Here is an 11,801-nt window from a genome sequence, read left to right as displayed (position 1 = left end):
CCAGGAGAATGGGACGATGACCGCAGAGACCACCGAGAAGCCCGCCGGCGAGCAGCGACTCCAGCGGCCGCCCGCCGAGGTGCGGTTCGCCGACGAGCTGGCCCGGCTGCGCGAGGACGACACCGCGCCGCGCCCGCCCGGCTGGGCGCTCAGCCTGGAGGCGGCGCGCCGCTTCATCATGGGCGACCCCGAACGCGGCGTGCGGCGCAAGTTCGTCGGCGACCCCTCGCTGATCGACCGGGCGCTGGTCGCGCTGGCCACCAGCCGCGGCCTGATGATGGTCGGCGAGCCCGGCACCGCCAAGTCGCTGCTGTCGGAACTGATCGCGGCGGCCGTCAGCGGCGACTCGACGCTGACGATCCAGGGCGGCGCGGCCACCACCGAGGACCAGATCAAGTACTCCTGGAACTACGCGCTGCTGGTCTCCGAGGGCCCGTCCAACCGCTCGCTGGTGCCCGCGCCGCTGCTGCGCGGGATGGCCGAGGGCAAGGTGGTGCGGTTCGAGGAGATCACCCGCTGCCCGCTGGAGGTCCAGGACTCGCTGCTGTCGCCGCTGTCGGACCGGGTGCTCGGCATCCCCGAGCTGAGCGGCCCGGACGCGATGGTGTTCGCCCGCGAAGGGTTCAACATCATCGCCACCGCCAACACCCGCGACCGCGGCGTCAACGAGATGAGCGCCGCGCTCAAGCGCCGGTTCAACTTCGAGACGGTGTTCCCGATCGCCGACTTCGCCACCGAGCTCGACCTGGTGGAGAGCGAGGCGACCCGGCTGCTGGAGCAGTCCGGGGTGGGCGTGGCGCCGCGCCGGGACGTCCTGGAGGTGCTGGTCACCACGTTCCGCGAGCTGCGCACCGGCGTGACCGAGAACGGGCAGTCGATGGACCGGCTGTCGACCGTCATGAGCACCGCCGAGGCGGTGTCGGTCGCGCACGCGGTCGGCATCCGCGGCTGGTTCCTGCGCGGCGGGGAGGGCACCGCGGCCGACATCGTCGAGTGCCTGGCGGGCGCCGGCGCCAAGGACAACCCCGACGACCTCGCCCGGCTCCGCCGCTACCTGGAGCAGCAGGCGCCGCGCCGCAAGGGCGCGCAGTGGAAGGCGCTGCACGACGCCCGCCACGTCCTGCCCGGCTGATGGGCGCCGCCACCGGCCGCCGCACGGCGGAGATCACCTACATCGGGGTACGGCACCACAGCCCCGCCTGCGCGCGGCTCGTCCGGGGCACGATCCGCCGGCTGCGCCCCGCGTTCGTGCTGATCGAGGGGCCGGCCGACTTCAGCGACCGGCTGGACGAGCTGCTCCTCGGCCACGACCTGCCGGTGGCGATCTACAGCCACTACCGGGACCGGGAGCGCGTGCACGGCTCATGGTCGCCGTTCTGCGCGTACTCGCCCGAGTGGGTCGCGGTGACCGAGGGCCGCGCGGCGGGCGCCGAGGTCCGGTTCATCGACCTGCCGGCCTGGCATCCGGCGTTCGCGGGCCTGCGCAACCGGTACGCCGACGCCGACCAGCGGTACGCCGCGGTCGTCGAGCGGCTGTGCGAGACGTTCGCCGTCGACAACTCCGACACCCTCTGGGACCACATGTTCGAGGGGCCGGCCGACGACGGCACGCTGGAGGAGCGGCTCGCCGCGTACTTCGACCTGGTCCGCGGCGAGTCCGAGGCCGGCGCGGACGACACCGAGCGCGAGGCGTACATGGCCCGCTGGGTCCGCGCGGCCGCCGCCGAGGCGGGGGACCGGCCGGTCGTGGTCGTCACCGGCGGCTACCATCGCGCCGCGATCCGCCGCCTCGTCGAGACCGGACCCGAGGAGGAGCGGCGGCCCGAGGTGCCGGCGCCGCCGGAGGGCGCGATCGGCGGCAGCTACCTGGTGCCGTACTCGTTCCAGCGCCTGGACGCGTTCACCGGCTACCAGTCCGGGATGCCGTCGCCCGAGTACTACCAGCGGCTCTGGGAGGGCGGCGCGGAGGCCGCCGCCGCGGGCCTGACCGAGCTGGTGGTGAAGCGGCTGCGCGAGCGCCGCCAGCCGGTGTCGACGGCCGACCTGATCGCCGCCCGCACCCTGACCGACGGGCTGGCCCGGCTGCGCGGGCACGCCGCGCCCGTCCGCACCGACCTGCTGGACGGGCTGGTCGCCGCGCTCGTCTCCGACGACCTGGAGCAGCGGCTGCCGTGGACCTCGCGCGGCCCGCTCGACCCCGGCGCGCACCCCGCGGTGATCGAGATGGTCGAGGCGCTCAGCGGCGACCGGGTCGGGCGGCTGCGCCCCGGCACCCCGGCGCCGCCGCTGGTGCACGAGGTCGAGCTGGAGCTGGAACGCCTGAAGCTGGACGGCGCCGGCACCGTCACCCTGAAGCTCGCCGACGACCGCGGGCTCACCCGCAGCCGCGTCCTGCACCGCCTGCGGGTGCTGCGGATCCCCGGCTTCGACCGCGACCACGGCCCGTCCACCGGCGCCGAGCCCGTCCTGGACGAGGGGTGGACGCTCACCCCGGGCGACCGGCGGCTGCCCGCGCTGATCGAGGCCGGCGCGTACGGCGCCACGCTGGAGGACGCCGCCGCGGCCGTCCTGGAGGAGCGCGTCGCCGACGCAGGGAACGACGTCGGCGTGCTCGCCGTGGTGCTGTTCGACGCGGCGCTGTGCGGCTGCGCGGACCTGTCGGACCGGATCGCCGGGACGATCGCCGCCGCCATCGCGGGCGCCTCGGAGCTGGACGGGCTCGGCGACGTCCTCGCCACCACGCTCGGCCTGTGGCGGCACGACCGGCTGCTCGGCACGGCCGGCAGCCCGCTGTTCGGCCGGGTGGTCGAGGGCTGCGTGACGCGGGTGCTGTGGCTGGTGGAGGGCGTCCGGGGCGGCCCGGGACCGGCCGACCTGCCGCGGCTGCGCGCGCTGGCCGCGACCCGGGACGCGCTGCTGCACGCGGCCGGCCCGCTCGGCCTGGACCGGGACGCCGCGCTCGCGGTCGCCGCCCGGGTCAGCGCCAGCACCGCGGCGCCGCCGGACCTGCGCGGCGCCGCGTTCGGCCTCGGCTGGTCGCTGGGCGCCGCCGCCGACGCCGAGCGCGCGGTGCTCGGCGCGGCGCTGCCCGGCACCCTCGGCGACTGGCTGACCGGGCTGTTCGCGCTGGCCCGCGACGAGGTGTTCGCCGAGGAGCCGCGGGAGGGCGGGCGCGGCGTGCTGGGCGTGCTCGACGACCTGGTCGTCGGGCTGGGCGGAGACGACTTCCTCGTCGCGCTGCCCGCGCTGCGCCAGGCGTTCGAGTTCTTCCCGCCGCGCGAGCGCGAGGCCATCGCCGAGCGGCTGCTGGAGCGCCGCGGCGTCAAGGGCTCGGCCCGCTCGCTGCTGCGCTCGGTGCAGGACCCGGTCACGATCGCCGAGGCGCGCGCCCTGGAGGAGAAGGTGGGCCGGCTGCTCGCGGCCGAGGGGCTCGCCCCCGCGGACGAGCCGGTGCGCGGGGAAGAGCGAGAGGAAGAGACGGTATGACGCAGCCCGATCCGGGTCTGGAACGCTGGCGGCTGGTCCTCGGGGCTCCCGCCGAGAGCGCCTGCGGCGGGCTGGGCGGTGCCGCGGCCGGGCAGGACCAGGCGCTCGACTGGCTGTACGGGCGCGACTCCGACCTGGAGCGCCGCGGCGTCCGCAAGGGCGGCAACCGCCCCGGCGGCGGGCGCGGGGACGGCGACCCGGACCGGTCCAGGGAGCGGAGCGGGGGCAACGGCCCCTCGATGCTGACCACCGTCGACTGGCTCGACGCCGTGCACCGGCTGTTCCCCAAGGAGACCATCGAGCGGCTGGAGCGCGACGCCGTCGAGCGGTACGAGATCCACGACGTCGTCACCGACCCGAAGGTGCTGGAGCGCGTCGAGCCGAACCCGACGCTGCTGCGCGCCGTCCTGCGCACCAAGCACCTGATGAACCCCGAGGTGCTGGCGCTGGCCCGGCGGATCGTCGAGAAGGTCGTCGAGGAGCTGATCCGCAAGATGGCGACCGAGGTGCGCAAGTCGTTCCACGGCACCCGCTCGCGCCGGCCCAGCCGGTTCAAGCAGGCCCGCAACTTCGACTTCCACACCACGATCCGCTCCAACCTCGGGCACTACCGGCCGGAGGAGCGCAAGCTCTACATCGAGCAGCCGCACTTCCTGTCCCGCACCCGGCGGCAGCTCGACCAGTGGCAGATGATCCTCATCGTCGACCAGTCGGGCTCCATGCTCGGCTCGGTGATCCACTCGGCGGTCACCGCCGCGTGCCTGTGGGGGCTGCCCGGGCTGAAGACGCACCTGATCGCGTTCGACACCAGCGTCGTCGACCTCACCTCCGACGTCACCGACCCGGTCGAGCTGCTGATGAAGGTGCAGCTCGGCGGCGGCACCGACATCGCGCAGGCCGTCGAGTACGGCGCCGGGCTGATCGAGAACCCGCGCCGCTCGATCGTCGCCGTGGTCACCGACTTCTACGAGGGCGGCGACCCGTACCGGCTGGTCCGCACCGTCAAGCGGATGGCCGAGCAGGGCACCCACGTGCTCGGGCTCGCGGCGCTGGACGAGGAAGCCAACCCCTCCTACGACCGCGACCTGGCGCAGCGGCTCGCCGACGTCGGCGCTCATATCGGTGCCATGACGCCGGGCGAGCTGGCCGCGTTCGTCGCCGAACGGATCGGCCGATGACCCGTACCGACCTGCTGGCCCTCACCCCCGACTCGCTGGCGTCGCTGGCCAACCGCGGCCTGGTCAAGCGGGCGGCCAAGGACCTGGACGCCGGGAACGTCCCCGAGGTCGCGGTCATGGACGACGGCACCGTGACCGGCGCGTTCGCCGACGGCGTGGCGACGACGCTTCCGGGCGGCGGCGGGCTGGAGGGGGCCACCTGCACCTGCGCGGCCACCGGCGTGTGCCGCCACCAGATCGGCCTCGTGCTCGCCTACCAGCGGCGGGCGGCCGGGTCCGGCGAGGACGCCGCGGGGGAGGGGCCGGCCGAGACGGAGGCCGCCCCGGAGGCGCCCCCGTACAAGGACTGGTCCCCGGGCGCCTACGACGACGAGGCGCTGGCCCGCGTCCTGGGGGAGCGCGCGCTCACGGCCGCGCGCCGCACGTTCAGGTCGGGGTACGCGGCGCGCGTCCACCGGCCCTCGCCCGCCGACCCGGTCGCGTCCGTCGAGCTGCCGACCTGCACCGTGCGGTTCCTGGTGCCGGACGAGTTCGGGTACGTGCACACCGACGCGGTCGCCGCCATGCGCGGCGAGGTCATCGCGCTGGCCGTGTGGGCGTTCCGCGCGGCCGACGAGCAGGGCCTCACCGGCGAGAACGTCCGCGTCGACGTCGGCGGCAGGGCCAAGGGCGGCGGCGGCTCCGGCCTGGAGGGGGCTCTCGACCTGGCGAACCAGATCCTGCTGGACGGCGCGATGCACGCGGGCCCGGTCCTGAGCACCGCGCTGCACCGGGCGTCCCGCGAGCTGACCGCCGGGAACCTGCACTGGCCCGCCGCCACGCTCGACGACATCGCCGGGCAGCTGGCCGCCTACCGCGACCGCGCCGCCGGCCACGAGCCGCGGCGGCTGGCCGCGCTGCTGGCCGAGCTGCACGCCCGGCACCGGTCGGCGCTGCACGCGTCCGCCGGGAACGGGAGCGGCAGCCCGCGCTCGCAGGTGCTCGGCACCAACGAGACCGCCGAGACGCCGCTGCGCCGCGTCCGGCTCACCGCCCTCGGCTGCCGCGTCGGCGGCGACGATGGCGAGCGCACCGCGGACGTCTTCCTCGCGCACGCCGCCAGCGGCATCGTGCTGGTGCTGAAGCGGCGCTGGGAGGCGACCGAGGAGCAGCGCCTCACCGGCCACGACCTCGCGCCGCGCCGGATCGCGGGCGCGGCGCTGCGCTCGCTGGCCGCGGCGAACGTCGTCTCCGAGAACGCGACCCGCAGCCCCAGCCGCGTCGTGCGGCTCGGCACCGGCCGGGTGTCCAAGACGACGGTCACGCCGGTCGGCGGCGCCTGGGGCGACCTGCCCGCCACGCTGCTGGCCCGCGACCTGCGCACGCTGGAACGGGAGCTGGACGCGCTGCCGCCGCGCCTCATCCGGCCGCGGGTGGAGGCGGAGTCGGTCCGGGTCGTCGAGATCGCCAAGGTCGGCGGCATCGGCTACAGCCCGGGGGACCAGCGGCTCACCGCCACGTTCACCGACGCCGATGGCGTCTCCGGCCGGATCTCCTCGGCGTACTCGCCGTACCGGCCCGGAGCCCTCGACGAGCTGGCCGGGGCGCTCGCGGGCGACCGCGGCGCGCCCCTCTACGTCAGCGGGCCGGTACGGCGCTCGCGGGGCGCGCTGGTCGTGGACCCGATCGGGGTGCTGACCACCGAGGGGCTCGTGGTCCCTGACCTGGCCCCGGGCGACGGCGGCGGCGCGCTCGACGCGCCGGCCGGCCGGGCCGGGGACGCGCTGAGCGAGGCGCTGTCGGCGGCGCTGGAGGTGTGCGCGGACGCCGCGCACCGCGGCTTCCGGCATCTCCCGAACGGCACCCGCGCCCGCGTCGGCCGGACCGCCGACCGGCTGGCGGGGATCGGCATGGCCGCGGCGGCGGGCCTGCTGCGCGCCTTCGCGGGGGCGCTGGAGGGCGACGACCCGCACCGGATGACCGTGACGTGGGCGGACGCGCAGATCCACCTCATCACGGCGGCCGACCTGAGATGACCGCCGGGCCGCCCGAGAGGCCGCGGGTCAGGCGCGGCAGGTCAGCGGGCGGCCGCCGTTGTAGGTGATCATGTCGGACAGCGCGGTGAGCGTGTCCATCTCGGCGCCCGGCGGCGCGCCGTCCAGCTCGGAGTACGCGCGGTGCAGGTTGCCGACGAGGCGCTCGGGATCGGTCAGCTCCGCGTACGGGCCGAGATCGGTCTCGCGCGCCGCGTCCAGCGGGGACAGCCCCGCCTCCCTGCCCTCCTTCGCCGTCGCCTGCACGAACCGCAGGTAGCCGAGCACGCGGTCGATCAGCTCGGGCCCGGCCACCGGGCCGTGGCCCGGGACGATCGTCCCGGCGCCCAGCGGCGCGACGACCTCCTCCAGCACCGTGATGGCCCCCGCCACGGACCCCTGGAGCAGGAACGGCGTGCCGCCGTTGAACAGCAGGTCGCCGCAGAACAGCACGCTCTTCTCCGGGATCCACACGATCGAGTCGTTGGTGGTGTGCGCCGGGGTGCCGACGTGCCGCACCTCGCACCGCAGGTCGTCGGCCCACACGGTGACGCCCTCGGTGTAGGTCAGGAACGGCGGCTCCAGCGTGAACTCGCCCCAGTCGACGTCGGTCCAGACCGGCGCGGCCACCGGCGCGCCCCAGGCGAGGACGCTCTCCCGGGTCCGCTCGTGCGCCACGATCGTGGCGCCGCCGAACAGGTGGTTCCCGAACGTGTGGTCGCCGTGGTGGTGGGTGTTGATCAGCGTCCGCACGGGCCGGTCCGTCACCGACCGGACGGCCTCCAGGTACGCCCGGGTGCGCCGTTCGGTGGAGCAGGAGTCGACGCTGATCACGCCGCGGGACCCGGCCAGGAAGCCGGTGTTGTTGATCCACCAGGTGCCGTCCGGCTGCAGGTAGGCGAAGACGCCGTCGGCGACCTCCTCCAGCCGGGGCCGTCCGGGCGTGGTGATCTCGTGTCCCGTGCTTTCGTGCCCCGTGCTGCTCATGGCGGCGCCTTCCCTCCGGCTCAGGAACGTGGTGCCGAGTATCCCGCGGAATCGCCGAGCCGTACGGTCTCCACCCAGCCGGGCGGATCGGGCGCGCCGGCGCCGACGAGCGCGGCGATCAGGCGGGCGCTGGACGGCTCCTCCGGCCACGGCGTGAAACCGTCGGTGAGGACGATGATGACGTTGGGCTTGTCGCGCGACTCGAGCGCGGCCCTGATGCCCACGCGCATGTCCGTGCCGCCGCCGCCGGCCAGCGTCACCTGGTCGGCCGACGTCACCCGCGACACCGCCGCCACGTCGGCGTCGCACGCCAGCACGGCGACCCGGTTGCCGCGCACGCCCACCTCCCGCAGCACGCCGGTGACCTCGGCCATCGCGGCGGCCAGGTCGTCCGGGCTCATCGACCCCGAGGTGTCGACGATGATCGCGACGCGCGGCAGCGGCCGCTGCAGCGTCGGCAGCACCACGCCGCGCATCGCCGCCGTCCGCCGCGACGGCCGCCGGTAGGTGTAGTCGACCGCGCCGCCCGCCCACGCGACCGCCTCGCGCACCGCGCCGGCCAGCACCCGGCGCCAGTCGACGGTCGGTTCCAGGATCTCCTCGGCCCACCGCTGCCAGCCTCCCGGGACGGTGCCGCGGGACCGCGTCCGCGCCCGGATCGCCTCGGCGGTGGCGCGCCGGATCGCCTGCGCCTCCACCGGGCTCACCTTGGGCCGCCCCGGCGCGTCCGACTCCCACGGCGCCGCCCCGCCGTGCGCTCCCGACCCGCAGTTCAGGTGCGGCTGCGGCGGGATGTGCGGCAGGTACGCCTCGAACAGCAGCCCCTTGTCCAGCCCGAACACGCCGGGCTCCATCCGCCCGGCCGGCAGCGGCAGCCCGTCGGCGAGCAGATCGTCGTTGATCTCGCAGTCCTGCGCGATGTTGATCCGCGCGTGGTCGCGCTGGTCGGCGGCCGGCAGCCGCCCGGCCCGCCCGTGGTGGTCGCGGAGCAGGTGCGCCACCTCGTGGATCCACACCCCCGCCAGCTCCGGTACGGGCGTCGCCTCCACGAACGCGGGCGAGACGTAGCAGCGCCAGTGCCGGTCCACGCCCATCGTCGGCACCCCCTCGGAGGGCACCACGGTCAGCGAGTACAGCGCCGACGCCAGGTAGGGCCGCTCGGACGCGGCCCGGTAGCGCGCCGCCAGCAGCTTGTCCCGGTCGAGCCGTACCACCGTCAGCTCCCGCCGGGCATGGCCCCGGACAGCCGCAGGATGTCGATGAACCCGTCGATCCCGGCCGGTACGGGCCAGTCGGTGTCGCGCAGCGCCGCCAGGTCGACCGCGGCCCGCGCCGCCACGTCCGGGACGCCCGCGTCCACGGCCTTGGCCAGCACCGCCCAGCCCGCCTCCCAGCGCTTGCGGCTCAGGTTCCCCTGGACGGCCGACACGATCGCGGTCAGGAACGCCAGCTGCCGGTCACCGCGCTCGGGCAGGGTGAACGCGTCCGGGTCGGCCAGCACCCGGTCCGGGTCGGGCAGGTCCAGCTCCTCCAGGTACGCCAGCAGCTCGATGCCCGGGCCGTCCCCGATCGCCCCGACCACCGCCGCCGCCAGCCCCTCCCGGCCCGCGTCCGTGGCGTACCCGGTGGCCAGCAGCCGCAGCGCCATCTCCCAGGTCCGCGGCGACGGCCACGCCCCGCCCCGGCCCTCGGCGTCGGCGGGCAGGTGGTGCGCCAGGCCGGGCCGCGCGGTCAGGAACCCGGAGACCGCGCCGCGCGCCCGTGCGACGGCGCCCGGCACCCGGCCCGGATCGACCAGCGGGATCCGCACCGACGGCCAGGTGCCCGCCATGCCGCGCGCGACCGTGCGCGGCTCGTGCGTCCAGTGCAGGTGGACGAACCGGTTGGCCAGCGGCGGGCTCAGATGCCAGCCGTCGGCCGCGCTCGACGGCGGGTTGGCCGCCGCGACGATCCGTACCGGCTCCGGCAGCGTCAGGCTGCCCACCCGGCGCTCCAGCACCACCCGCAGCAGGGCCGCCTGCACCGCCGGCGGCGCGGACGACAGCTCGTCGAAGAACACCATGCCGCGCCCGGCGGCCGCGAGCCGCACCGCCCAGTCCGGGGGCGCCATCGGCACCCCCGTCGTCGCCGGATCGTCCCCGATGATCGGCAGCCCGGCGAAGTCGGACGGCTCGTGCACGCTGGCGATCACCGTCTCCAGCGGCAGGTCCAGCCCGGCCGCCAGCTGCTCCATGCCCGCGGACTTGCCGATGCCCGGCTCGCCCCACAGCAGCACCGGCAGGTTGGCGGTCACCGCGAGCGCCAGCGCGTCGTGCTGCGCGCTCTCCGCCGGCTCGCTCCGCCACGCGCGCACCCGCGCGTTCAGCTCGTCGGCCGCCGCCAGCGGACCAGAGGAGTACCCGTCCAACGCTCGTTCCTTCCCCCTCGTCTCGGGTCGTTCAGTACATCCGGCCGTAGTTGTCGAAGCGGATCGACTCCTGCAGGTCCGGGAACTCGCGCGTGACCCGCTCGGCCAGGAACATCAGCTCGGGGCGGCCGCTCCTGCGGACCATGTTGCGGCGCCTGATCAGGTTCCGCAGCCCCAGGTCCCGGTGGTCCAGCACGTCGATCCTGGCACCGGCGGCCAGCAGCGCGCGAACGAGTTCCTCGGAGCCGTGCTCGCCGACCGCCATGTGCAGCGGAGTGCGCTCGTGGTGGTCGCGCGCCTCCAGGTCGAGCCCGGCCATGAGGAGCCGCGGGAGCAGCTCCCGGTGGTCGACCTTGTGGAGGTGGTGCAGCAGCGTGCGCTTGCGCCCGTCGCGGACGTGCGCGTCGGCGCCCTCGTCCAGGAGCCGCAACACGCCCGGCGTGTCACCGTGCTGGACGCGCAGGAACAACTCCTCCCGCTGCTCGCGCAGCCCCCGGGGGATCCGGCCCGCGCCCAGGTTCCACGCCCGCTCGGCGGCGAAGCATCCCGCCACCGGGCCGCTGAGCGCGGCCAGCGCGCGTTCCCGGTCGCGCTCGCCGCGGCCGTGCGGCGTCAGCAGCCCTTCGCGGTCCGGGCGCACCTCGTGCCACTCGCCCCGGCAGCGGACGCGCACGGCCGCCGGCGGGGCGGGCTCAGGCGGCCCTACCGGGCCGGACGCGGGCGGGCGTTCGGGGAACAGCGCCGACCGCACGAGCGGATGCAGCTCCTCCGGCGTGATCATGCCCGCCCGCAGCAGGTCGAGGTCGGGCAGCCGGAGGCAGCCGTGCGGGAGCGCGGGAGCGCGCCGCCCGCCGCCGGCCGCGTGGAGCACGAGCCCGGCCCCGTACGGTCTCCGCCGGTCGCCCCGGCGCAGGACCAGGCCGGGCGTTCGGGGGCCCGGCGCGACCAGCTCCCATTCGGTCTCCTCGCGGCGAAGGCCGTAGACCGGCCACCGCTCCGGGAGCCCGCCGAGGACACGGGTGGGCGCGAGCGGGACCCGCGCCAGCGCCGCCAGGGACGGGGACGCGTCCACGCTCGCGTCGACGTCGATGCCGGCGCTGTCGAGCGCCGCCTCGACGTGTCCCGCGTCCATGAGCCCGGTCACCCACTCGGCGTGCGCCACGGGATCGTCCGGGCCGGGGGCGCGGCGGGGCAGCTCCCGCTCGCCGAGGAGGGTGCCGTCGCGGTGGAGGAAAGGGGCGCGCTCGCCGCCCCCGCTGTACGTCAGCAGCTCGTGGGAGCGGCGGGAATCCCACAGGTACCGCGGCCGCAGCCAGTAGTCGGTCCGGAGGGGGCGGTTGGCGGCGGCCCGGCGCGGTCTCCCGAAGCCCAGCCGCAGCCGCTGCGGGCCGTCCAGCAGCGTGGGCGTCTCGACGTACAGCAGGTGGCACTCGCACCCGCAGTAGACGTCCGTGACGTCCATGGCCCCCGGCTCGTAGTAGTCCGCGAGCAGGACCACCCGGTGGGTGGCGATGGTCGTGCGGCCGTGGCCCGCCCTGGGGAGGTGCCAGCGCAGCAGGTCGGGGACCAGATGGCGCAGGTCCTCGGCGACCGCGCCGGCCGTGGCGGTGCCGTGGTCGCGGGCGATCCCGCCGAGGGTGAACGCGACGTCGACGTCCGCGGCGGCGCACGCGGCGCGCCAGTCGCCGTCCAGGCGGTGCGCGGTGGCCCGCTCGATCATCCAGCGCGGTA

At 76.0% G+C, this 11,801-nt stretch carries 8 protein-coding genes; 4 read left to right on the top strand and 4 right to left on the bottom strand.

The genetic code is table 11. From position 1 onward, the window contains the following. Positions 1-16 precede the first annotated feature (16 nt). From ACA361_RS09195 to ACA361_RS09180, 4 genes are read left to right on the top strand one after another with little or no spacing between them, the layout of a single operon-like run. Complete coding sequence (locus ACA361_RS09195; protein WP_375011399.1) at positions 17-1,132, top strand: AAA family ATPase; 1,116 nt, start codon at positions 17-19, stop codon at positions 1,130-1,132. After that, a complete protein-coding gene (locus ACA361_RS09190; protein WP_375011398.1) occupies positions 1,132-3,486 on the top strand; it encodes a DUF5682 family protein in 2,355 nt (784 codons plus the stop codon). The genes ACA361_RS09195 and ACA361_RS09190 overlap by 1 nt, the downstream gene beginning before the upstream one ends. After that, positions 3,483-4,664: a VWA domain-containing protein gene (locus tag ACA361_RS09185; RefSeq protein ID WP_375011397.1), complete on the top strand. Its 1,182-nt coding sequence runs from the start codon at positions 3,483-3,485 to the stop codon at positions 4,662-4,664. The genes ACA361_RS09190 and ACA361_RS09185 overlap by 4 nt, the downstream gene beginning before the upstream one ends. Continuing rightward, positions 4,661-6,679 carry a hypothetical protein gene (locus tag ACA361_RS09180; protein ID WP_375011396.1) on the top strand — a complete coding sequence of 673 codons (2,019 nt, stop codon included), beginning with the start codon at positions 4,661-4,663 and terminating at the stop codon, positions 6,677-6,679. The genes ACA361_RS09185 and ACA361_RS09180 overlap by 4 nt, the downstream gene beginning before the upstream one ends. Before the next feature lie 27 nt (positions 6,680-6,706). On the opposite strand, the gene ACA361_RS09175 is transcribed toward ACA361_RS09180, so the two are convergent. Genes ACA361_RS09175 through ACA361_RS09160 form a run of 4 tightly spaced genes read right to left on the bottom strand, consistent with a single transcriptional unit; the run spans position 6,707 to position 11,790 of the window. Continuing rightward, positions 6,707-7,663: an MBL fold metallo-hydrolase gene (locus ACA361_RS09175; protein ID WP_375011395.1), complete on the bottom strand. Its 957-nt coding sequence runs from the start codon at positions 7,661-7,663 to the stop codon at positions 6,707-6,709. 20 nt (positions 7,664-7,683) lie between these two features. Further along, a complete protein-coding gene (locus ACA361_RS09170; protein WP_375011394.1) occupies positions 7,684-8,877 on the bottom strand; it encodes a VWA-like domain-containing protein in 1,194 nt (397 codons plus the stop codon). 2 nt (positions 8,878-8,879) lie between these two features. Beyond that, on the bottom strand, positions 8,880-10,070 hold the full coding sequence (locus tag ACA361_RS09165) for an AAA family ATPase (protein ID WP_375011393.1): 1,191 nt from the start codon (positions 10,068-10,070) through the stop codon (positions 8,880-8,882). 31 nt (positions 10,071-10,101) lie between these two features. Beyond that, positions 10,102-11,790 carry an ankyrin repeat domain-containing protein gene (locus ACA361_RS09160; RefSeq protein ID WP_375011392.1) on the bottom strand — a complete coding sequence of 563 codons (1,689 nt, stop codon included), beginning with the start codon at positions 11,788-11,790 and terminating at the stop codon, positions 10,102-10,104. Positions 11,791-11,801: the final 11 nt, after the last annotated feature.

The organism is Actinomadura sp. 21ATH, assembly GCF_041951345.1.
In the GTDB taxonomy this organism is placed as follows: domain Bacteria; phylum Actinomycetota; class Actinomycetes; order Streptosporangiales; family Streptosporangiaceae; genus Spirillospora.
The sequence above is the reverse complement of the archived record's forward strand: the minus strand, read 5'-3'. Positions and strand labels throughout refer to the sequence as shown.

What these genes read in the sequence shown, in the direction of transcription:
- ACA361_RS09195 (WP_375011399.1), top strand. Translation starts at nt 17, where the DNA reads ATGACCGCAGAGACCACCGAGAAGCCCGCCGGCGAGCAGCGACTCCAG.
- ACA361_RS09190 (WP_375011398.1), top strand. Translation starts at nt 1,132, where the DNA reads ATGGGCGCCGCCACCGGCCGCCGCACGGCGGAGATCACCTACATCGGG.
- ACA361_RS09185 (WP_375011397.1), top strand. Translation starts at nt 3,483, where the DNA reads ATGACGCAGCCCGATCCGGGTCTGGAACGCTGGCGGCTGGTCCTCGGG.
- ACA361_RS09180 (WP_375011396.1), top strand. Translation starts at nt 4,661, where the DNA reads ATGACCCGTACCGACCTGCTGGCCCTCACCCCCGACTCGCTGGCGTCG.
- ACA361_RS09175 (WP_375011395.1), bottom strand. Translation starts at nt 7,663, where the DNA reads ATGAGCAGCACGGGGCACGAAAGCACGGGACACGAGATCACCACGCCC.
- ACA361_RS09160 (WP_375011392.1), bottom strand. Translation starts at nt 11,790, where the DNA reads ATGATCGAGCGGGCCACCGCGCACCGCCTGGACGGCGACTGGCGCGCC.